This is a genomic window from Anoxybacillus sp. ST70 (assembly GCF_019553625.1).
Classification (GTDB): Bacteria; Bacillota; Bacilli; order Bacillales; family Anoxybacillaceae; genus Anoxybacillus; species Anoxybacillus gonensis.
Window position 1 is genome coordinate 194,352 of record NZ_JAHZOF010000001.1, and the last position, 22,588, is coordinate 216,939.

A 22,588-nucleotide genomic window follows, 5' to 3' on the forward strand; every position below is an offset into this window, starting at 1 on the left:
CAGCCTCGCTGGACTGCCTTTAAAAAGGGTGCTTTATTCATGTATGCTCACTTGATCGATGTCATCCACTTCTTTTAATTCGACGACGATCATTTCTGCGCTAGATGTCGGAATGTTTTTGCCGACGAAATCGGCGCGAATCGGTAGTTCGCGATGACCGCGGTCAACGAGAACGGCTAGTTGAATTTGCGCCGGGCGACCGAGATCCATGACGGCATCCATCGCTGCGCGCACCGTTCGTCCTGTAAATAACACATCATCGACTAAAATGACTTTTTGATTTGTAACGGAAAACGGGACGTCCGTTCCTTTCACAAGCGGTTCACGATCTTCTGTTTTTACCGTTAAATCGTCACGGTATAACGTAATATCTAACTCACCGACCGGAATGGATGTTCCTTCAATTTGTTCAATGCGTTCGGCTAATCGTTTCGCTAAGTAAATGCCGCGCGTTTTAATGCCGACGAGCACGCAGCCATCAATGCCTTTATTGCGCTCAATAATTTCGTGAGCAATGCGCGTTAACGCGCGTCGAATCGCTTGTTCATCAAGGACAACTGCCTTTTGCATCGTCTCACCTCCATACAAAAAACCCTCTCACCGTTTGGCGAGAGGGTACATGTAGGCATACGTCACCTAAATCCGACACCTTCTCAGCCTCACGGGACTGAATTTAAAGGTCTTGTTCACTTGAACTCATTTTACGTTTCTTTTTTTGTTTTGTCAACGATTATTTCGTAACATATCGAGCAATCGTTCAAATTCATGAGGAAGCGGGGCTTCAAACTGCAAATATTCGCCTGTCCGCGGGTGATGGAATCCTAATACGCCCGCATGAAGCGCTTGTCCGTCAATCGGCAACGTTTTGCGCGGACCGTATTTCGGATCTCCGGCAAGCGGGTAGCCGATATATTTCATATGAACGCGAATTTGATGCGTTCGCCCTGTTTCGAGCTGACATTCGACGTACGTATAATGTTCAAACCGTTCAAGGACGCGAAAATGCGTCACCGCTTCTTTCCCGTTTTCAACAACCGCCATGCTTTGTCGGTCGCGCGGGTCGCGTCCGATTGGCGCATCAATCGTCCCGTAATCGTGCGGAATGACGCCATGAACGATCGCATGATATTTCCGCGTCACTGTTTTATTAACAAGCTGATTGACGAGCGATTCGTGGGCGAGATCGTTTTTAGCAACCATTAATAAGCCGGACGTATCTTTATCGATGCGATGAACGATGCCCGGACGCAATACGCCGTTAATTCCTGAAAGATCTTGACAATGAGCAAGTAACGCATTGACGAGCGTTCCGCGCATATGACCTGGCGCTGGATGAACGACCATGCCACGCGGCTTGTTGACGACTAATACATCAGCATCTTCGTAATAAATGTCGAGCGGAATCGACTCAGGCTCGACATCTAACGGCTCAGGGTTTGGAATGGAAATGACGACTTCATCATCGACGTGGCATTTGTAGTTCGGCTTTACCGCTTTCCCGTTGACGAGCACGTGTCCTTCTTTTAGCCATTGTTGCACTTGAGAACGCGACCATTGTTCATTTAAGCCAGCGATAATTTTATCAATGCGTTCCCCATCATGTTGTTCTTCAATCGTTAGTTGAATTTGCTCCATCGCTCATTCCCTTTCGTTTTTTTTCTTCCATCCATGTTTGGATAAACAAAAGCGTCACACCAACCGTTAATGCGGCATCGGCGACGTTAAAAATCGGAAAGCTGTAATCGAAAATATACGTATGTACAAAATCGACGACTTCTTTTCGAAACACGCGATCAATAAAGTTGCCGATCGCCCCGCCAAGCATGAGCCCTAGAGAGATCCCAAATAACCGCTCTGTCGGCTTCAAGCGCTGAATATATACGATAATCCCAATGACGACGACAATCGTAATGAGATAAAATAACCAAAATTGCCCTTGCAACATGCCCCATGCCGCTCCGCGATTGCGATGAGACGTAATGTACAACACGTTTTCGATGACACGAATGCTTTCACCTAATTCCATATAGCGAACGATGAGCCATTTCGTCCATTGATCGATGATAATGACGACAAAAGCAAGCAAATAATATAACATCATACCCCTCCAAAGCGAAATTCTTTTTCATTTTATCATAAACAATCCCCCCTTAAAGAGAGGGGGGATGTCGGTTATTGCTTGACAATTGCCGCACAACGTGGACATAGCTCTGGGTGGTTGGCATCTTCGCCGACCGTTGGTGTCACAACCCAGCAACGCGCACACGTTTTTCCTTCTGCTTGTTTGACGACGATCGCTGTTTTTGTAAATGTTTGCGCCTCGCTTGGTGCGTCCGCAAACGTTCCACCGATCGAAAATGCTGAAACGATTAATAGTTGTTTCATATCTTCTTCAATCGAATCGATGAGCGCTTTCGTTTCGTCTGTCGGATATAAAATGACGTGCGCAGTGAGTGACTTACCGATTAGTTTTTCATTGCGCGCCACTTCTAACGCTTTTAACACTTCGTCGCGCAACTCCATAAATGCATCCCATTTTTTAACGATGCGATCTTCATCATCCATACGCACCGCTTCTGGCATATCGACAAGTTGCACACTTTCTTCTTTTACGTACGGAATGTATGACCATACTTCATCTGCTGTATGCGGTAAAATTGGCGCAACAAGTTTCGTTAACGCAACAAGCGTTTCGTACAACACCGTTTGAATGGAGCGACGCTCATGGCTATTTGCCGCTTCAATGTACAATACGTCTTTCGAGAAGTCGAAGTAAAACGCGCTTAAATCAACGGTACAGAAGTTGTTCACTTCATGGTAAATGGTCGCAAACTCATACGTTTCATACGCTTGTTTTACTTTTTCAATTAAACGATTCAGTTTAATGAGCATATAGCGATCGACTTCGCGCAATTCATTGATCGCCACGCGTTCTGCCGGATTGAAATCGAATAAGTTACCGAGCATAAAGCGGAACGTATTGCGAATTTTTCGATACACTTCGGCGACTTGTTTTAAAATGTTATCAGAAATGCGCACGTCTGCTTGATAATCGACAGAAGCAACCCAAAGGCGCAAAATGTCCGCACCGAGCTGTTCCATCACTTTTGCCGGCACGACGACGTTGCCGAGCGATTTGCTCATTTTCCGTCCTTCGCCATCTAATACGAATCCGTGGCTTAAAACGCCTTTATACGGCGCTTTTCCCGTCACCGCAACCGCTGTAGAAAGCGATGAGTTAAACCAACCGCGATATTGGTCGGAACCTTCTAAGTAAAGGTCGGCTGGACGTTGTAAATCCGCGCGTTCTTCCAATACCGCTTGATGAGAAGAACCGGAGTCAAACCATACGTCCATAATGTCCGTTTCTTTCGTAAAGCGTCCGTTCGGGCTACCTGGATGCGTAAACCCTTCTGGAAGTAAATCTTTTGCTTCACGTTCAAACCAAACGTTAGAACCGTATTGGCGGAATAAGTTCGATACATGTTCAATCGTTTCGTCTGTAATAATTGGCTCGCCATTTTCCGCATAAAAGACAGGGATCGGCACACCCCATGCGCGTTGGCGGGAAATGCACCAGTCACCGCGATCGCGAATCATGTTGTGAATGCGAATTTCACCCCATGCTGGCACCCATTTCGTTTCTTCAACCGCTTGCAACAGTTGCTCGCGAATTTTATCGATGGATGCAAACCATTGCGCAGTCGCTCGGAAAATCGTTGGTTGCTTCGTCCGCCAATCGTGCGGATATGAGTGGGTAATAAACGATAGTTTTAGCAGGGCTCCGACTTCTTGTAGTTTTTCCGTAATCGCTTTGTTCGCATCATCGTAAAACATGCCGGCAAACCCTGGCGCTTCTTCTGTCATATAGCCGCGCTCGTCAACTGGACAAAGCACACCTAAGCCGTATTTTTGGCCGACAATAAAGTCGTCTTCCCCGTGTCCTGGGGCCGTATGAACGCAACCTGTTCCAGCGTCCGTTGTGACGTGTTCACCACAAATAACGAGCGAATCGCGGTCGTAAAACGGATGTTTCGCCACGACGTACTCAAGCTCGCTTCCTTTGACTGTTTTTAATACCGTCACATGTTCCCAACCAATTTCTTTTTGCACCGATGAAAGCAACTCGGATGCGACAACATATTTACGACCGTCTGCTTCAACGACGCTATATTGTAGCTCTGGATGAACAGCAATGCCTAAGTTCGCAGGAATCGTCCATGGCGTCGTCGTCCAAATGACGATATGTTCATCACCATTTAGCACCCCTTTTCCGTCTTTGACAGGAAAAGCAACGTAAATAGACGGCGAACGTTTATCTTTATACTCAATTTCTGCTTCAGCAAGCGCGGATTCGCTTGATGGAGACCAATATACCGGTTTTAATCCTTTGTAAATTAACCCTTTTTTCGCCATTTCACCAAACACTTTAATTTGTTGTGCCTCGTATTCTGGCGTTAATGTAATGTAAGGGTTGTCCCAGTCGCCGCGCACGCCAAGTCGTTTAAATTGCTCGCGCTGGCGGTCAATTTGCTCATATGCATATTGCTCACATAATTTTCGAAATTCAGCAACGCTCATTTCTTTGCGATTGACGCCTTTATTTTTCGTAAGCGCCGTTTCGATTGGCAGCCCGTGCGTATCCCACCCTGGCACGTACGGCGCACAGTAGCCGCTCATCGATTTATAACGAACGATGAAATCTTTTAAAATTTTATTGAGCGCATGGCCCATATGAATGTCACCGTTCGCATACGGCGGTCCGTCATGTAGCACAAACAGCGGACGATCTTTCGTGCGCTCTTGCACTTTGCGGTAAATGTCCATCTCTTCCCATTTCGCTTGTATTTCCGGCTCGCGCTGCGGAAGATTGCCACGCATCGGGAAATCAGTTTTTGGCATCAGTAACGTATCTTTGTAATCCATGATGTTTAACCTCCTTTATGTATGAAAATAAAAAAACCTTCTCATGCCCAAAAGGGACGAGAAGGTCTCGCGGTACCACCCTTATTGACTATGTTCCCATAGTCCACTCGACATTCGTAACGGGAATGACGCGCCGTGGCCTACTATTTGTTCAGCACGGAACTCTGGGGTGATTTTCATTCCTTCGCTTATGCCGAGCTTCCACCGCCCTCGACTCGCTGAAATAAGCTGTTGAAAGAACTACTGTCCCCTTCATCGTTTTTCTTATATAACTGTAATCGATATTATAGGCAATAACAACGCCGCTCGTCAAGACTCTGCTATTTCCTGTATCTCTTCATCATCGAGCTTGTAATCTAATAAATGGTCCCAGTCACCGTTGTTTAACATATCAAGCTGTGCTTCAATTAACATTTTAAAACGATTGCGGAACACTTTCGCTTGACGCTTTAATTCTTCGACTTCCATCGCAATTTTCCTCGTTTTTGCAAGCGCTTCGCTAATGATGCGATCCGCGTTTTTCTCCGCTTCTTTAATGATGAGCTTCGCTTCTTTTTGAGCGTTTCGCTTCACTTCTTCCGCTGTTTCTTGCGCGATTAAAATCGATTTATTTAACGTTTCTTCAATATTTGTAAAATAATTGAGCCTTTCTGTCAGCTCTTGCACCTTTTCTTCAAGCTGTTTTTTTTCACGCAAAATCATTTCATAGTCTTTAATGACTTGATCTAAAAACTCGTTTACTTCATCTTCATCATATCCGCGAAAGCCTCGGCTAAATTCTTTATTATGAATATCTAACGGCGTTAACGGCATGTGGCCCACCTCCATCTTATGTACGTATGTGTTCATTCGACATGTCTCGCGAAAATCCTGCTTTTATTTTGCTTTTTCGACAACGATGCGCCATTTTTCTTTTTTTGTTTGCCCAGCAATCGCTTGTAGTCGGCAACGGCCGTACCCGCGCAGCGACAATAAATCGCCTTCTCGGCACTCCATATGCGCTTGGTCAACCGTTTTCCAATTAACTTTCGCTAAGCTTTGTTCAATAAGTGCTTGCGCTTTTTGGCGCGATATGCGGAAACATTGCGCTAAAATGGCGTCAAGCCGCAAAGAAGAAACGGTTAACGTCTCTTCCTCCCATTCTTCTTTCACATCAAGAAGTTTGGAGAGCGGTTGTTCTTCTAGTAACACTTTTGCTTTTCCAATCGAAGTCACGTTCATTTTTACAAACGGCGCAATTTCTTTGGCGACGACAAACTGAATGACATCTTCAGCGATGACGATGTCGCCAAACTTCTCGCGCTTTACACCGAGCGACAACAAGGCACCAAGCACATCGCGATGCCCAAGCGTCACAAACTTTTTCGGATAGCGAACGGAAAACAACGATAATTGAAAATCATCTTCATTCGGTTGCAAGTACGGCGGGTATAGTAGTGCACGCTTTCGCTCTACAGACGATGAACCGCCAAAAAAAGCAACGTGCACCTCATCGTGATTGCCGACAATCGAGCGGACAATTTGTTGTTCACGCGGAGTTAAAAAATCTGTGAGTTTCGGAGCATATTGTTCCGTCACGAGCCGCTTCCATTCGCAAACGAGATCAATAAAATGATGCTCTTCCTTTCGAAAATGTTGATAAATGTCCATTACAACCCTCGACTGACCATATCTACTAATCCATAAACTCCTGCCGTCGCAAAGCGTAAAACGAGCAAGGCGACGATCGGAGAAATATCGATCATGCCAATCGGCGGAATAAAGCGGCGAAACGGCTCTAAATACGGCTCACAAATGTTGGCGAAAAACTGTCCCACTTTCGTTTCGCGCGCATTCGGAAACCAAGACATTAAAATGTAAATAATAATCGCATACGAATATACTTCAATGACTGTTGCTAAAAAGTTTGCAATTGTATACAAATTTACCACCTCTTTATCGTCGGTTCATCGTCAGAAACAATAGAAATGGATCCACTGACATCGACATTATCTGGCGTGCATAAAAAAATCGTAGATCCAACTTGTTGAATGTCTCCGCCAATCGCATACACCGTTCCGCTTAAAAAGTCAACGATGCGCCGCGCTTGGTCACGATCGACACGATGAACGTTGACAACAACGGCACGTCGATTTTTTAAATGGTCAGCAATTTCTTGTACTTCGGCATAAGCGCGCGGTTCAAATAAAACGAGCTTGGACGATTTTTGCACACTTTGCAAACTGACGACGTTTTGCTTTTGTTCTACTTTCGGTTGTTGGGCGACTTCTTCTTGCTCATACTCATCTTCTTCCCATTTTTCTTCATCTAAATCAAAAAAATCGCGAATTTTTTTCACAAATCCCATTTTACTCCACCTCCTCTTCACCAACAAGACATGTACCGAGTCGAAGAAACGTTGCTCCTTCTTCTACCGCAATCACATAATCGTTTGACATTCCCATTGACAATTGTGTACAAGGGGCGTGCGGTAGTTGTTTTTCTTGCACGCGTTCTTTTAGCTCACGTAGCGTCCGAAAACAACGACGAATCGTCGCTTCATCATCCGTATACGGCGCCATCGTCATCAACCCGACAACTTGAATACGTGAAAAAGCAGATAATGTTTCAATAAACGGCAATACATCTTCCGGCGCTAACCCGTGTTTCGATTGCTCGCCTGAAACATTCACTTGCACGAAACATTTGATCGTCCGATTGGCTCGCTTGTCGATTTCTTCCGCTAACGACAGACGGTCAAGCGAATGAATGTAATCGACGTCATCAATGATTTGTTTCACTTTTCTCGATTGCAATGTGCCGATGAAATGCCATGTTGCTTCTTTTCCGATCGCTTCGTATTTGTGTAAAAAACCGTCGGCCCGGCTTTCGCCTAAATGAACGATGCCCGCTTCGAGCGCCTCTTTTGCCCGTGCGATGCTTACGTATTTGGTTACTGCCACAATTTGAACATCTGATGCGTTTCGTCCTGTTTTTTCACACACTTCAGCAATATGTTGTTGAATCGTTTGTAAACGTTGTGTAACAGTCATATCATCACCTCCAGCCAATAAGCGCCATCATTCTTCCTGTTTTTCCGCCATCGCGACGGTGAGAGAAAAATAATGACGGCTCACAGCTCGTGCAATACGATGAAACAGCGATATGCTCGCTCGGAACACCTGCTTGTTGCAGTAGTTGTTTATTCATTTCTTTTAAATCGAGCGCATATTGTCCCTTACTTGTTTCATTATAAAGAGATTGAGGCGAGTTGACTAGCGCCTTTTGGACGAATTCAATGACGCGATCATCGACGACGTAACAACAACGGCCGATCGATGGACCGATGACAACGTGAATATCGCGCGCATCTACCCCTTCTTCGTTCCATCGCTTAACCATTTCGCCTGCGATGTTGTGAACGGTTCCTTTCCAACCGGCGTGTGCTACCCCAATCCATTTTTTATTTGGCGCAAAAAAGTAAAGCGGAACACAATCCGCAAAACAAAGCGCCAACATGATTCCTTGCTCGTTCGTATACAGCCCGTCTGTATGCGGCAAAGCGGTGTCGTACGTGCGCACACCTTTTCCCGCATGCTCGTTCGTCACTTTTTCTATATGCACGCCATGCACTTGGTCGGCACATACCCAACGATCGAGCGAAACGTTCAGTTCGTCGGCTACTTTTTTTCGATTGTGATACACAACAGTTTGATCATCTTGCACGTGCATGCCGACGTTTAACGTCGCAAACGGTCCGGTGCTCACTCCCCCTCGCTTTGTTGTAAAGGCGACGACGACATGTTCCCATTGATCAAATAAAAGCAATGATTCGCTCGCTTGGCGAAATATATCATTCATGATTCGACATCCTTTGTACAATTTTATCACTTTTTTTCCTATTTTATCACAGCTTGCCGAAAACGTGAATTATTCCTCGCCATCTAATCGAACGAGAATCACGTCAGCGCCCACTTTCACAATATCTCGCCACGGAATGATGATTTCATCCGCACGTCCAAATAAACCGAGCACTTTTCCCGTACCGATAATAATGATTGCTTCAATTTGACCGGTCGTTAAGTTAATATCGATGTCTCCAATATTTCCGAGCCGCTTGCCGTTTGCGACATTGACGACATCTTTTTGTTGTAATTCAGAAATTTTCACCATGTTTCTCCGCTCCTTTTTCATTTTATGTACTTATATGTATGCATGAGCGAGTTGTTGTAGTCACGACATAAAAAGCCCCCACCGTTTTTGGTGGAGGCGTCGTTTACCATTGAATGTTTTTATTCATTTGTTTAATGGCGGCTTTTTCTAAACGGGATACTTGCGCTTGGGAAATGCCGATTTCTTCAGCGACTTCCATTTGCGTTTTTCCTTGGAAAAATCGTTTGCGAATAATCATTTTTTCGCGCTCGTTTAAACGGCGAAGCCCTTCTTTCAACGCAATTTCTTCAATCCAATTTGTATCGCGATTTTTCTCATCGCTTAGCTGATCCATCACATAAATCGGATCGCCACCGTCGTTATAAATCGGTTCAAAAAGCGAAACAGGATCTTGAATCGCATCTAACGCAAATACAATGTCCTCATGCGGCACGTCTAATATTTTCGCAATTTCTTCTGCCGTCGGTTCTTTTGCTGTTTCGCTCATGATTTTTTCTCGCACTTGAAGCGCTTTATACGCAATGTCGCGCAGCGAGCGGGACACGCGAATCGGATTATTGTCACGTAAATATCGGCGAATTTCACCGATAATCATCGGCACGGCATACGTGGAAAATTTCACGTTTTGGCTTAAATCAAAGTTATCAATTGATTTCATAAGTCCGATACAGCCTACTTGAAACAAATCGTCGACATATTCACCACGATTGTTAAATCGTTGAATGACGCTTAATACGAGCCGTAAATTCCCATTAATGAGCTTTTCGCGTGCCGATATGTCACCGGCTTGCATTTGCCGAAATAATTCACGCATTTCTTCGTTTTTCAGCACGGGAAGTTTCGATGTATCAACGCCGCAAATTTCAACTTTGTTTCTTGTCATGTCTTTCCCTCCTTGCAGGAGATGCTGTCAGCTTTCAGTATCTCCTTCGAAGGGAAAAATATGCATTACATCATTTTGTTAAACTCTTTTCGCAATCGTTTAATAATTCGCTTTTCTAAACGGGAAATGTATGATTGGGAAATGCCTAGTAAGTCTGCGACATCTTTTTGCGTTTTTTCTTCTCCTCCGGTTAAACCGAAGCGAAGTTCCATAATTTGTTTTTCTCTGTCGCTTAATTGATCGAGTGCGCGAAATAGTAAATTGCGGTCAATATTCGCTTCTAAATCTTTCGTAATGACGTCATCTTCTGTCCCCAATACGTCCGACAATAACAATTCGTTGCCGTCCCAGTCAATGTTTAACGGTTCGTCAAATGACACTTCGGAGCGCACTTTATTGTTGCGCCGTAAATACATTAAAATTTCATTTTCAATGCAGCGCGACGCATATGTAGCGAGTTTAATTTTTTTCTCCGGATTAAACGTATTGACTGCTTTAATTAATCCGATCGTACCGATGCTAATTAAATCTTCAATGTTAATGCCGGTATTTTCAAACTTTCGTGCAATGTAAACGACGAGACGAAGGTTTCGTTCAATAAGTAGCGAGCGCGCAGTTTCATCTCCAGAAGGAAGTTTTTGAAGCAACATTTCTTCTTCCTCTTTTGTAAGCGGCGGCGGCAACGCTTCACTTCCACCGATGTAATAAATTTCGTCCGCTTTAAGCCCTAATTTTTTTAATAGTTTGTACCATACATATGTGAGACGTAATTTGAATAACTTCATAAAAAACCTCCTTCTATTTCGGCACGATCGGCCGTATAATCATAATAATTACGAAGCTTGCGACATCACAATATGCGGATGAACGATGCAGTTGTACTCACCGTCTGCTGACAGCGATGACGGATAAAAGCCAATGAGCACTTTTTTGACAGATGTCCATTGTTTTCCGTCCGACCATTGCACTTCGTCTGGCTTGATCGCTACTAGTAGCTGTTGCTCGACGCCAACGGCACGATACGGGACGAAACGTATCCGGCTCACCCATTCGCTCGGGATGTCATCTGTGTACGTCCGTTTTTGAATCATTTGTAAAACAGCTGGAGGGAAGATGTGTGCGAACGATTGCAATTCAACAATCATCACCGGTGTATTTGTTAACGGGTCACGCAATTGATTTCCGCTATCGACTAATCCTTGCAACGATACCGTTTGTCCAAAACATGTCACACGGACAGGAATGACATGTTCAAACCGCAACTTTTTTTCGCGAATCGTTCCCATTTGCACTTTTGATAGTAGCCATAAAATCGGAAACATGATGATAACAAACAACCAACTAATGGAAGTCGAATGTGTGAGCCATCCGGATGAATAAGGCGTCATTTCACTTTGCAGCAAAAAGTGAAAGGCGACCATCCCTCCGCCAAGCATAAACGTTGCAAAATAAAAAGCAAGCACATTTTCGATAAAAAAACGAAAGCGATGAAAACCGAAACAAATCCAAACGATGACAAAAGAGATGACGAGTTTCGTTACGAAATGAGATGTCATATAAGCAAAAGGAGTGAATACGAGCAAGACGAGCAACGAGCCGAATAACGCAGAAAGCATAAGGCGCCATAAGCGCACGCGACGCTTTAGCATGATCGCTGCAAGCCATAGCAACATCGCATCGAAACAAAAATTTAATAACCATACGACATCGGCATAAATCAGCGGCATCCCCTCCTTATCTTGAAACATCTTGAAACTAGTATATAGCACTTCCAATAGAAAAGTGTGTCAAACGATGACGTCATTTCTTTAGAGATTTTGTCAAATGATGAATAAGAAAAGCAGACATAAAAAAACGCCCACGAGTCGTGAGCGTTTTTTTTAACGGCGACGATTGCGGTTGCGCAAAAAGGCTGGAATGTCAAGCGGATCTTCTACTTGTTGACCGCGTGTTGGCGGGTAGTCGACTGGTTCTTCTTTTTTCTCGCGCTTGACGCCAACAGTTGGTTTGACAACTGCTTGTCGCGTTGCTTTGGCTTGGTTAACTTCTTCGTTAAATCCTGTCGCGATGACAGTAACGATAATTTCGTCTTTTAAGTTTTCGTTAATGACGGAACCGAAAATCATATTTACATCTTGGTCCGCAGCGGATGCGACGATGTCGGCTGCTTCTTGCACTTCGTACAAGCTTAAATTCGTGCCGCCTGTAATGTTCATTAACACCCCTTGCGCACCGTCGATCGACGTTTCTAATAGCGGGCTTGAAATCGCCTTTTTCGCAGCTTCTGCCGCACGATTTTCCCCTGTCGCTACGCCGATTCCCATAAGAGCGGAACCTTTATTTGACATAATCGTTTTCACATCAGCGAAGTCTAAGTTAATTAATCCCGGCACAGCAATTAAGTCGGAGATGCCTTGTACGCCTTGACGAAGCACGTTGTCTGCTTCACGGAACGCTTCTAACATCGGCGTATTTTTGTCAACAATTTCTAATAAACGATCGTTCGGAATGACGATGAGCGTATCGACCGCTTCTTTCATCGCTGCTATACCGCTTGCCGCTTGCATCGCACGCTTTCTTCCTTCAAACGTAAACGGCCGCGTCACGACGCCAACAGTAAGCGCACCTAAATCGCGCGCAATTTGAGCGATGACTGGAGCCGCCCCTGTTCCTGTTCCTCCGCCCATGCCGGCTGTGACGAATACCATATCAGCACCTTTGAGCGCTTCTTCAATTTGTTCTTTGCTTTCTTCTGCCGCTTTTTTTCCTACTTCTGGATTTGCCCCCGCACCTAATCCGCGCGTCAATTTCGCTCCAATTTGTAGCTTAATTGGCGCTTTTGATAAGTTTAATGCTTGGGCATCTGTATTGACCGCGATAAATTCAACACCTTGTACCCCATGTTCAATCATGCGGTTGACAGCGTTGTTTCCGCCGCCGCCGACACCGATTACTTTAATTGTCGCTAACTGATCAACAGTCGTGTCAAACTCCAACATGACATAATCCTCCTAGCCATTCAAATTGTCATTCAAAAAAGTACCCGAAAAATTTCTTTACTTTATGTCCTAAATGTTCTTCTTTTTGTTTCGGTTTCGCTGGTGCTTTATGCACCTTTTTTTCCGCTTGGAAATCGTTTGCCGCTCCGGAAGAAAGAACAGGAACGTCTCTTCCTTGCAACTTCGCATTTTTATAAGCGAATTGAATTAAACCGACACCGTTTGTATATTGCGGATCGCGCACGCCAATATAATCTGGCATCGCCACGCGAACGGTATGGTTAAATATCGCTTCCGCCAGTTCTAATACGCCAGGCATATTTGCTGTGCCGCCAGTCAGTACATATCCGCCAGGCAAGTCGCGAAATCCGCGTCTTCGAATTTCTGCTTGTACCATTTGTAAAATTTCTTCTACCCGTGCCTCAATCATATCGGCAATTTCTAGCTGGGTAAATTGTTGATGTTGATCGGTGCCAATGATCGGAACGCTGAATACTTCTTCATCAGAAGCGAGATCGTAAAACGCATGTCCATGTTTTAGTTTAATGCGTTCTGCATCTTCTGTCGACGTGCGCATGCCGATCGATAAGTCTTTTGTAATATGTTCGCCACCGACCGGAAGCACGGTCGTTGCTTGTAAAAATCCTTGTTCAAAGACAGCAACCGTCGTCGAACCGCCACCGATGTCAACAAGCGCAACACCTAAATTTTTCTCATCTTTCGATAGAGCAATCGAAGCTGCCGCTAGCGGTTGAAGACATACGTCAAGCACTTGTAATCCCGCCCGTTCTACGCAACGAAGCACGTTATGTAAAGCGGTTTTTGATGCGGTAATCATCGTGCCTTCCATTTCTAAACGGACGCCTAGCATGCCGCGCGGATCGTTAATTCCGTCAAGCCCATCGACGATAAATTGTTTCGGAATGACATCGATAATTTCGCGCTCCGGGGGAATGGAAACGACTTGTGCCGCTTCAATGACGCGCGTCACATCTTCATTTGTAATTTCTTTATTTTCGCTTGATACAGCAACAATCCCGTTACACGGCTGAAGTTGAATATGATTGCCATTCACTCCGACAATCGCGCCTTTGATCGTTACGCCGACCATCCGTTCTGCTTGTTCAACCGCTCGTTTAATTGATTGTACTGTTTCATCTATATCAATAATAGAGCCTTTTTTCAGCCCTTGCGATTTCACATTGCCGACACCGATAATGTTTAGCTGATCATTGATCATTTCGCCAATGATCACTTTTACACTAGATGTACCGATGTCAAGACTAACATAAAAATCGTTGCTGTTCATTCTGGTGGCACCTCCTTTACAAAATGAACGTTGCTATGTATATCAACACTATATTCCACATTCGAACAGCATTCCCTTTTTTATAAACGATTTTTTTGGCGGTTTTCTAACCATTTCGTCAGCAAAATTCGGCGGATGACAGCGATGTTTTGAAACAGGCGCACACCGAACGCAAATACAGCTGCTAAATACAAGTCTACACCAAGATGCACACCGAGAAAAGCTAAACTTGTTGCTAAAATAATATTAAAAAAAAATCCAGATACAAATACGTGCTCATCGTAAATATTTTGTAAATGGGCACGAATGCCGCCAATGAGCGTATCAAACGCCGCCAGCACAGCAATCGACAAATAGCTCGAATATTCGCTCGGAATGCGCCAATCCGTCAAAAATCCGAGCAGTATGCCTAGCAGTAAACCGAGCAATGGAAGCCACATTCTTTTCACCTCCTAGCGTCTTCGACCGCTTCCATTTGTTTCACACGCACCGCACCATCGTATGGAGAGATGACGACCCGTTGTTGTGGCTCTGAAACGGTAAGGAGCAAATTTTCAAGCGCAAAATCATCAGCAATGGTTGATGCTTTTAGTCGGTTGTACATTTTTTCAGCATCGGGGGCAATCACTTTTATTTCAATTGGAAAGGAACGAAGCGGATACGAATCAACTTTCGTCACACCATTAATGTCGCGAATGACCGTTGTGTTAACGATGCGTTGATCGGCAATCGATATATGTTGAGCCCCGTACATATTTAACTGGTTCATGAGCCGACGGAGTAAATCTGCGGATATCGTATCGCTAACGGGACCAACATATGATTCATCATACATTTGCTCAATATAAAGCACGACCCCTTCGCCGACAACTTCTGTCAGTCCCGCTTCTTTTTTCAACTCCTCTACCGTTTGGCGAAGAATAGCCCCTTTATTTTCTGAACGTTGCTGTTCGTATTTTTCTAACGTCTCTTCATATTTTCGAATTTCATTTAACAGTTGCTTATGTAACTCTTGTTCTTTTTGTAAATCTCGTCGTATTTCCCATATGTCACGCGTATCGCGCACATCAGGCTCTTGGCTCGTTTGAAATTGGACAGCTAACATAAAGCCGATAATAAGCGAAACAAACGTAAAATGCCATATCGTTTTTCGCGCCAACATCGCTCCTCCTTTTATTTTTGCATAATCGGTTCCATCGTCACTTCTGACTTTTCGACAATATCTACAACAATATGATCGCTCGTCAATTGGTCTTTGACGCCACCGGCAATCGTTAACGCTGGAATGAGCACGTTCGGATCGCCGATCGCTTGAATGACAAACGGAGCTGGATGCTGTGTCCCATCAATTTCAATGACCGGACCGTTACAAACGATGTACGAACGATTCGATAGTCGCTGACCGTTAATTGCCACCGCCGATGCCCCAGCAATCCATAGTTCGTTTACAACCTGAAATACGTGTTGCTCATGAACAATATAGTTTGTCGCATTCGCTTCAGAAGGGATGTACGAAGCGTCGGATAACGTCACTTCTACTCCTTTTCCTTTTACCTTTACTTTTCCGAGATACATGCGCAACCGTTCCGCATCTTCGACGAGGTTAAAATACACTTGTTCTTCGTTTGCTAGCTCTTTTTCAATTTCGCGCACGCGTTGTTGTTTGTCAAATAGTTCTGCTTGCAGTTTACGGTTTTGTTCTTGTTGCTCGATTAACTGCTGGCGATATTCGTACTCTTTATTCCATTGGCGCTCTAATTGGCGATTGACCGCTTCTTTTTTTGTCATTTGGTAGGAGAGGACGAGCATAAAGCCTAAAACTAAACAAACGAACGATAAAACGACGTGGCTACCGTTCATTTTCATCTTTTTCATCCCCTTCATCCGTTTCGTATGGCTTGAAATATGTGCTCATCTCTAAATGAAGAACACCTTTCATCCCCGGTTGCAACTGGCTGACGATCGAAGGATAATGGACGATTTTTTCCGCAAAACGATCAATCGTCGCACTGACTTCTATGCCATCATTCATATAGACGGTAATATGTCTTCGATCAGACGGGCTCGGGGTGTAATGAATTTCTGAAATGAGGTTTAAAATCGAACTTGGCGTATGTGCCAATTGGGTAGCCATATCTTGAATAGCCTCTCCTTCTTTCCATCCAATTAAGATGGGGGCATCGCTCGGAATCGCTCGCTTCGCATCCGTTAACACTTTTCCATTCTCTAAAATCGGCAGAAACGAATGCTTGTCTAAAATGTAAGCGATGCGCTTTCGTTCGACGATCACGATGTCAATGCGATTCGGAATGCGTTTTTTCACGCTTACTTCTTTCACTTCTGGATGTTGTTGAATCCGCTGTTCGACGTCGTCTTTTTTTACTTTCCAAAAGCTTGTTTTTTTCGTCACACCGCTTAATTGAATGACATCTTGAGAAGCGATATGCCGATTCCCTTCGACGTGAATGACGGCAACGTTGCTAAGCGGAGACTGGGCATAAATGACGGCTAACAAAAGCATAAAAAAGATAGAGATATATACAATGAGCAAGCGGTTTGCGCGCTGTCTTCGCTGCTCTTTTAACTTTGGTACACGTTCTTCAAGAACAACAACTTTTCCTTTTTCCATTCACTCCACCTCGGTCGATGGACCAAATCAAAATAACAAGAAAACTAACGGTGCACGTTAGCGACCGTTAGTTCATTGTCTCAAACTTTATTATAGCATAATATAGAAAAAATTAGGATGGGGAAAATGGATTACTTCCGCCCAACAATTTCAACTTCTGTTTGCAACGAAACACCGTATAAATCGTAAATGGTTTTTTTCACGTAATCGATGAGCGCGAGCACATCTTTTGCTGTCGCTCCGCCTGCATTCACAATAAAATTCGCATGTTGTTCCGAAATTTTCGCTCCACCGATCGTATAGCCTTTTAATCCTGCTTTCTCAATTAACTGTCCGGCGTATTGAGGGAGCGGATTGCGGAAAATACTGCCGGCGCACGGATAGTTCCACGGTTGTGTTTCGCGGCGATAATCTTTATTTTTTTGCATCGCTGCGACAATTTCGTCGCGGTTTCCTTTTTTCATTTCGAGTGTTGCTGCCACGCAAATGCCTTTACGCTTTGTTTGTAACACAGATGTGCGATACGAAAATTCCATTTCTTCATTCGTTAACCATTCGATCGTCCCGTCTTCAAATAAAATTTGTGCTTTTTTGACGATGCGCGACATATCGGAACCGTGAGCGCCAGCATTCATATATACCGCCCCGCCAACCGATCCCGGAATGCCACCAGCAAACTCAAGTCCAGACAATCCTTGTTTACTAATGACCGTCGCTAGTTTAATAAGCGAATAGCCACCGCCAACGGTTACCTCTGTCCCATTGATTTGTAAGTCGTCCAACCCTTCGCCAAGTTTAATAACGACGCCTTCGATCCCTTCGTCTAATACGAGCAAATTTGAACCGCGGCCGATCGCACGCCAACGGACATGATATTTTTTCACGATTTCCATCGTCTTTTTTAAACCATCTATATTTTTCGGCTCAACAAACAAGTCAGCTGGTCCGCCGATTTTCATTGTCGTATGATTTGCCATTCGTTCGTTCTCTTTCACCGTTCCAACGTTTGCTTCAAGTAGCTCTTCACGTAGTTTTTCCAATGTTCTACCTCCTCTACCTCTTTCCTATATCGTATGCAACTTATGAAATCATCTCCACCATGACGCGATATAAACGTTCTGCCGCATCGCGAATACCTAATTGAAATGCTGCTTCTTTCATCTTTGCCAACGTTTGTTCGTCTAGCAAAATGCGATCGATATCTTCCAGTAAGTGCACACCTGTCAATTCACTTTCTAAACGGACGATCGCTGCCCCTTTCTTTTCAAGCGCTCGTGCATTTTTTTCTTGATGATTATTTGTCACATATGGGCTTGGAATTAAAATGCTCGGGATGCCGAGCGCCGTAATTTCTGCTAGCGTCGTTGCGCCCGCGCGCGCGACGATGACATCGACTCCGGCCAATACTTCTGGCATATTATGAATAAACGGACGAATGATGACGTTTGAAGGATTGCCGACATCGTTCACTGCTTTTATTACTTTATCATAATGAACGTCACCTGTAACATATAAAAATTGGTACGGTTTTTGTTCGACTTGTTGTAGCACTTGTAAAAATGCTTCGTTTATTGGGCGCGCCCCACGGCTGCCTCCAACAATAAGCACCGTCTTTTTTTTCTCATCTAATCCGAGCGATCGTTTCGCCTCTCGCCCATCTTTTCCTACGACTTCTGAAGCGCGTGGGTTTCCTGTTAACACGACTTTTTCATGCGGAAAATATTGTTTTGTTTCTTCAAAGCAAATGGCAACTTTATGAACATAACGGCTTAAAAATTTGTTCGTCAGTCCCGGAATGCTATTTTGTTCATGAATGATTGTTGGGATACCTAGTTTAGCTGCCGCATACACGACAGGTCCGCACACGTATCCCCCCGTTCCGAGCACAACATCTGGCTTATATTGTTTTAACAGTGTTTGACACGTGCGTACACTTTTGATAAAGCGAGCAATTGTTTTGACGTTTTCAAAAGATAAGCTACGCTTGAATCCGCTAATGTCAATCGCATAAAACGGAATGTTTTCTCTTGGAACGATCGTACTTTCTAATCCTTTTTCCGTTCCGATATATAATACATCAACGTTTGGATGTTGTTTTTTTACTTCATGAATGAATGAAAGAGCAGGATAAATATGTCCGCCTGTTCCGCCACCACTAACTACAATTTTCATTGTTTTTCCCCCTCATCGAAAGTAACAGAAGAAGCTGACTTCATGGAAGTCAGCCTTTAATATCGCGCGTAACGACTAATGTTTAACAAGACGCCAATCGCCATAAGCATAAGCGTCAAAGACGATCCGCCATAGCTTAAAAACGGCAACGTAATGCCTGTCACCGGCATTAATCCGGTCACCACTCCGATATTAATCATCACTTGAATCGCAACCATTGCAATAATGCCGACAGCTAAAAAACTGCCGTACAAGTCCGGTGCCCCTAAAGCGATACGAATGCCGCGCCAAAGCAATAAACTGAACAAAAGCAAAACGAGCGAACCGCCGATAAATCCGAGTTCTTCCGCCAAAATAGCAAAAATAAAGTCCGTTTGGGGCTCAGGTAAGTAAAAAAACTTTTGTCGGCTTTGCCCTAGCCCGAGTCCAAATAGCCCGCCCGGCCCGATCGCATAAAGCGATTGAATGATTTGGAAGCCACTTCCTAACGGATCTTCCCACGGGTTTAAAAACGACGTAATGCGCTTGATGCGATACGGAGCAGATAACACGAGACCAGCAAACCCTGCCAATCCAAGCAAACCGAGAACGAGAAAATGACTCATGCGCGCGCCAGCGACAAAAATCATGACGACACACGTGCCGACCATGACCGTTCCCGTTCCTAAATCGGGCTGCAACATAATCATGCCAAAAGCGAGAAAGACGAGCGTCAATGATGGGAGTAACCCTTGTTTAAACGACGCGATTTTTTTTTGATTTTCAGATAAATATTTCGCTAAAAACGCGATCATCGCCATTTTCATAAATTCAGATGGCTGAATGGAAAACGCGCCGACGCCGATCCAACTTCGCGAACCGTTGCGCACCATGCCGATGCCTGGAATTAAGACGAGGACGAGAAGAATGAAACAAACGATAAGCAACACTTTCGCCCACGTGCGCCACGTCCAATAGTCGATGTTCATGAAAAAAAACATCGCTACAATGCCAACCCCTGCAAACAACAGCTGGCGCTTAGCAAAGAAAAACGAATCGTGAAACTTGTAGTCCGCCCAAATGGCGCTTGCGCTATACACCATAATGAGCCCGATCGCCAACAACGAAAATGTGATGATCATTAACAAAAAATCAGGTGCAGACTTTTTTCCATGCAATGCGGAACACCTCAATTTACTTAAAATTCGTCTTATTTAAGCTTATGCACCGCATGTACAAACATGTCCCCACGCTGTTCGAAAGTTTTATATTGATCCCAACTTGCACAAGCTGGCGAGAGTAAAACGACATCGCCCGGTGACGACCATTCATATGCGGCAAAAGCTGCTTGTTCCACATTATCGACACGTTTCACTTGCTGTATTCCTGCTTCGCGCGCAACGCGTTCAATTTTCGGTGCCGTCTGTCCGAACGTAATGACCGCTTTTACATGGTTTAAGTACGGCAATAGCTCATCAAATTCATTGCCGCGATCTAAGCCGCCCGCCAGTAAAATGACCGGTTCATGAAAAGCGCTTAACGCTTTTTGTGTCGCTAATATGTTTGTCGCTTTCGAGTCGTTATAAAATTTTCGCCCGTTGATTTCAGCGACGAATTGCAATCGATGTGGTACGCCTGTAAACGTCGTCAATACGCGGCGAATCGAGTCGTTGTCTGCACCTGCTAGTTTTGCTGCCGCAACAGCTGCTAATATATTTTCTATGTTATGCGCTCCTCGCAACGCCACATCTGCGATATCGATGATGCGCTCGTCGTGAAAATAAATGGCTCCTTCTTTCACTGTCGCCCCGTATGATAATGGCGTTTTAGCGGAAAACGGCACTTTTTGCGCGCGGCTTTTCTCCGCCAATTGCATAACGATGGGATCATCGGCATTGACGATGGCGTAGTCGGTTTCTGTTTGATTTTTAAAGATGTTTCCTTTCGCTTCCGCATACGCTTCTTTCGTTCCATGGTAGTCTAAATGCGCATCGAAAATGTTTAACAACACCGCGATGTGCGGACGAAAACGAATTGTCCCAAGCAGTTGAAACGAAGATAATTCCATGACGATCACATCATCTTTTGTCGCCTGTTTCGCGACTTCGCATGCGACCGTTCCGATATTTCCGGCGATCAAAGGACGCCGTTTCGCTTCTTGCAACATATGAAAAATGAGCGTCGTCGTCGTCGTTTTTCCGTTTGAACCTGTAATGCCGATAATCGGCGCTTCTGACGTTTCGTACGCAATTTCCACTTCCGTAATGATCGGGATATGTTTGTCAATCGCTTTTTGTACAAGCTCGTTCGTGTACGGAATACCTGGATTTTTTACAACGAAATCAAACGGCTCATCAAGCAGTTCAAGCGGATGTCCCCCGCATACGAGACGAATGTCAAGCGCTTCTAGCTCCCGTTTTTGTTGTTCACTCGGTTCATTTCGATCATTGACGACGACATCGGCACCGAGCTCACGAAGCCGTTTTGCCGCTGCCCATCCGCTTTTTGCTAAACCTAATACGAACACTTTTTTTCCGTTATACATTATACCCACACCTCAATATAAATTCCTAAGATGGCAAACAGTAAGCCAACCGCCCAAAACGTCACAACGACGCGCCATTCAGACCAGCCGATTAATTCGTAATGATGGTGAAGCGGGCTCATACGAAAGACGCGTTTTCCTGTCGTTTTAAACGAAATGACTTGAATAATAACAGATAACGTTTCGATAACAAATACACCGCCGATAATGACTAACAATATTTCAAGCTTCGTTAAAATCGCAACGGTGACAATGGCTCCGCCAAGCGCAAGTGAGCCGGTATCGCCCATAAACACTTTCGCAGGGTGCGCGTTAAATACGAGAAATCCAAGCACCGCACCGACGACAGCAACGCTAAAAATGGCGATATCGTACTGCCCTTGGTTCCACGCCAATACAGCATATGCACCAAACGCGATCGCTGCTGTTCCCGCAAGCAAGCCGTCTAAGCCGTCTGTTAAATTGACGGCGTTCGAACCACCAACGAGCATAAAAATAATAAGCAAAATATACGCAGCGCCTAAATCGATCGAAACGTTTGTACCTGGGATCGAAACGACCGTTGAGATGCTATAGTGTTGAAAGAAAAAGTAAAAGACGAGCGCAATGAATAATTGTCCGGCTAGTTTTTGTTTGCTCGTTAAGCCAAGGTTGCGCTTCATAACGACTTTAATGAAATCGTCAACAAAGCCGAGCAATCCGTATCCTATCGTCACAAACAACAATAAGTACGTTTGCGCTGTTCGTTCAAAAAATAGATCGCTCATGACAAATGTCGTGATCGAAAGCGATAGTAAAATCATTAGTCCGCCCATCGTTGGCGTCCCTGATTTTTTTTGATGTGATTTTGGTCCTTCTTCACGAATGCTTTGCCCAAATTTTAATCGCCTTAAAAACGGAATGAAAATGGGCGATAACACAACGGTAATGATAAAGGCAAGCCCTGCCGTAAACAAAATGACTTTCTCGTTCATGATCGTTGCCCCTTCCTCAT

General features: G+C 44.5%; 25 protein-coding genes and 1 other annotated feature. All 25 genes read right to left on the reverse strand.

Features of this window, described 5'->3' with window-relative positions; all coding sequences use genetic code 11:
• Positions 1 to 33: 33 nt before the first annotated feature.
• Positions 34 to 570, reverse strand: coding sequence for a bifunctional pyr operon transcriptional regulator/uracil phosphoribosyltransferase PyrR (gene pyrR, locus K1I43_RS00980; protein WP_021094892.1), 537 nt, complete (start codon positions 568 to 570; stop codon positions 34 to 36).
• Between the two features lie 153 nt (positions 571 to 723).
• On the reverse strand, positions 724 to 1,635 hold the full coding sequence (locus tag K1I43_RS00985; RefSeq protein WP_019418359.1) for an RluA family pseudouridine synthase: 912 nt from the start codon (positions 1,633 to 1,635) through the stop codon (positions 724 to 726).
• Complete coding sequence (gene lspA / locus K1I43_RS00990) at positions 1,610 to 2,098, reverse strand: signal peptidase II (protein WP_026011807.1); 489 nt, start codon at positions 2,096 to 2,098, stop codon at positions 1,610 to 1,612. The genes K1I43_RS00985 and lspA overlap by 26 nt, the downstream gene beginning before the upstream one ends.
• Before the next feature lie 74 nt (positions 2,099 to 2,172).
• Positions 2,173 to 4,926 (reverse strand): isoleucine--tRNA ligase, encoded by a 2,754-nt coding sequence (gene ileS, locus K1I43_RS00995; RefSeq protein ID WP_019418357.1) that lies wholly within the window; start codon positions 4,924 to 4,926, stop codon positions 2,173 to 2,175.
• A gap of 49 nt (positions 4,927 to 4,975) precedes the next feature.
• Positions 4,976 to 5,191, reverse strand: a binding site (T-box leader).
• A gap of 44 nt (positions 5,192 to 5,235) precedes the next feature.
• On the reverse strand, positions 5,236 to 5,739 hold the full coding sequence (locus tag K1I43_RS01000) for a DivIVA domain-containing protein (RefSeq protein WP_026011806.1): 504 nt from the start codon (positions 5,737 to 5,739) through the stop codon (positions 5,236 to 5,238).
• A 63-nt stretch (positions 5,740 to 5,802) separates the two neighbouring features.
• The gene (locus K1I43_RS01005; RefSeq protein ID WP_019418355.1) at positions 5,803 to 6,576 is read right to left on the reverse strand and encodes a YlmH family RNA-binding protein; all 774 of its coding nucleotides are present in this window, start codon (positions 6,574 to 6,576) and stop codon (positions 5,803 to 5,805) included.
• The gene (locus tag K1I43_RS01010) at positions 6,576 to 6,848 is read right to left on the reverse strand and encodes a YggT family protein (RefSeq protein WP_026011805.1); all 273 of its coding nucleotides are present in this window, start codon (positions 6,846 to 6,848) and stop codon (positions 6,576 to 6,578) included. The genes K1I43_RS01005 and K1I43_RS01010 overlap by 1 nt, the downstream gene beginning before the upstream one ends.
• Positions 6,849 to 6,850: 2 nt before the next feature.
• Positions 6,851 to 7,273, reverse strand: coding sequence for a cell division protein SepF (locus K1I43_RS01015; protein ID WP_009373550.1), 423 nt, complete (start codon positions 7,271 to 7,273; stop codon positions 6,851 to 6,853).
• Position 7,274: 1 nt separating this feature from the next.
• Positions 7,275 to 7,958 (reverse strand): YggS family pyridoxal phosphate-dependent enzyme, encoded by a 684-nt coding sequence (locus tag K1I43_RS01020; RefSeq protein WP_026011804.1) that lies wholly within the window; start codon positions 7,956 to 7,958, stop codon positions 7,275 to 7,277.
• Positions 7,959 to 7,962: 4 nt separating this feature from the next.
• Entirely contained in the window at positions 7,963 to 8,766 is an 804-nt protein-coding gene (gene pgeF / locus K1I43_RS01025; protein ID WP_009373548.1) for a peptidoglycan editing factor PgeF, read from the reverse strand.
• Between the two features lie 69 nt (positions 8,767 to 8,835).
• Positions 8,836 to 9,078 (reverse strand): YlmC/YmxH family sporulation protein, encoded by a 243-nt coding sequence (locus K1I43_RS01030; protein WP_009373547.1) that lies wholly within the window; start codon positions 9,076 to 9,078, stop codon positions 8,836 to 8,838.
• A 103-nt stretch (positions 9,079 to 9,181) separates the two neighbouring features.
• The gene (gene sigG, locus K1I43_RS01035) at positions 9,182 to 9,961 is read right to left on the reverse strand and encodes an RNA polymerase sporulation sigma factor SigG (protein ID WP_009373546.1); all 780 of its coding nucleotides are present in this window, start codon (positions 9,959 to 9,961) and stop codon (positions 9,182 to 9,184) included.
• Positions 9,962 to 10,026: 65 nt separating this feature from the next.
• A complete protein-coding gene (sigE, locus tag K1I43_RS01040) occupies positions 10,027 to 10,746 on the reverse strand; it encodes an RNA polymerase sporulation sigma factor SigE (protein WP_009373545.1) in 720 nt (239 codons plus the stop codon).
• Between the two features lie 48 nt (positions 10,747 to 10,794).
• Positions 10,795 to 11,688: a sigma-E processing peptidase SpoIIGA gene (gene spoIIGA, locus K1I43_RS01045; protein ID WP_019418351.1), complete on the reverse strand. Its 894-nt coding sequence runs from the start codon at positions 11,686 to 11,688 to the stop codon at positions 10,795 to 10,797.
• Positions 11,689 to 11,841: 153 nt separating this feature from the next.
• Positions 11,842 to 12,960: a cell division protein FtsZ gene (gene ftsZ / locus K1I43_RS01050; protein ID WP_009373543.1), complete on the reverse strand. Its 1,119-nt coding sequence runs from the start codon at positions 12,958 to 12,960 to the stop codon at positions 11,842 to 11,844.
• 28 nt (positions 12,961 to 12,988) lie between these two features.
• Complete coding sequence (gene ftsA, locus K1I43_RS01055) at positions 12,989 to 14,269, reverse strand: cell division protein FtsA (RefSeq protein WP_019418350.1); 1,281 nt, start codon at positions 14,267 to 14,269, stop codon at positions 12,989 to 12,991.
• 80 nt (positions 14,270 to 14,349) lie between these two features.
• Positions 14,350 to 14,709 carry a small basic family protein gene (locus K1I43_RS01060; RefSeq protein ID WP_019418349.1) on the reverse strand — a complete coding sequence of 120 codons (360 nt, stop codon included), beginning with the start codon at positions 14,707 to 14,709 and terminating at the stop codon, positions 14,350 to 14,352.
• A 5-nt stretch (positions 14,710 to 14,714) separates the two neighbouring features.
• Positions 14,715 to 15,431 (reverse strand): DUF881 domain-containing protein, encoded by a 717-nt coding sequence (locus K1I43_RS01065; protein ID WP_019418348.1) that lies wholly within the window; start codon positions 15,429 to 15,431, stop codon positions 14,715 to 14,717.
• Positions 15,432 to 15,442: 11 nt separating this feature from the next.
• Entirely contained in the window at positions 15,443 to 16,135 is a 693-nt protein-coding gene (locus tag K1I43_RS01070) for a DUF881 domain-containing protein (protein WP_033383606.1), read from the reverse strand.
• The gene (locus tag K1I43_RS01075) at positions 16,119 to 16,898 is read right to left on the reverse strand and encodes a cell division protein FtsQ/DivIB (protein WP_009373532.1); all 780 of its coding nucleotides are present in this window, start codon (positions 16,896 to 16,898) and stop codon (positions 16,119 to 16,121) included. The genes K1I43_RS01070 and K1I43_RS01075 overlap by 17 nt, the downstream gene beginning before the upstream one ends.
• 131 nt (positions 16,899 to 17,029) lie before the next feature.
• The gene (gene murB / locus K1I43_RS01080; protein ID WP_009373530.1) at positions 17,030 to 17,938 is read right to left on the reverse strand and encodes a UDP-N-acetylmuramate dehydrogenase; all 909 of its coding nucleotides are present in this window, start codon (positions 17,936 to 17,938) and stop codon (positions 17,030 to 17,032) included.
• Between the two features lie 40 nt (positions 17,939 to 17,978).
• A complete protein-coding gene (murG, locus tag K1I43_RS01085) occupies positions 17,979 to 19,070 on the reverse strand; it encodes an undecaprenyldiphospho-muramoylpentapeptide beta-N-acetylglucosaminyltransferase (RefSeq protein ID WP_019418346.1) in 1,092 nt (363 codons plus the stop codon).
• 56 nt (positions 19,071 to 19,126) lie between these two features.
• On the reverse strand, positions 19,127 to 20,227 hold the full coding sequence (spoVE, locus tag K1I43_RS01090) for a stage V sporulation protein E (RefSeq protein ID WP_009373528.1): 1,101 nt from the start codon (positions 20,225 to 20,227) through the stop codon (positions 19,127 to 19,129).
• Between the two features lie 32 nt (positions 20,228 to 20,259).
• Positions 20,260 to 21,594, reverse strand: a complete 1,335-nt coding sequence (murD, locus tag K1I43_RS01095) for a UDP-N-acetylmuramoyl-L-alanine--D-glutamate ligase (RefSeq protein WP_026011803.1) — start codon at positions 21,592 to 21,594, stop codon at positions 20,260 to 20,262.
• The gene (gene mraY, locus K1I43_RS01100) at positions 21,594 to 22,568 is read right to left on the reverse strand and encodes a phospho-N-acetylmuramoyl-pentapeptide-transferase (RefSeq protein WP_009373526.1); all 975 of its coding nucleotides are present in this window, start codon (positions 22,566 to 22,568) and stop codon (positions 21,594 to 21,596) included. Before mraY ends, murD begins: the two co-directional genes overlap by 1 nt.
• Positions 22,569 to 22,588: the final 20 nt, after the last annotated feature.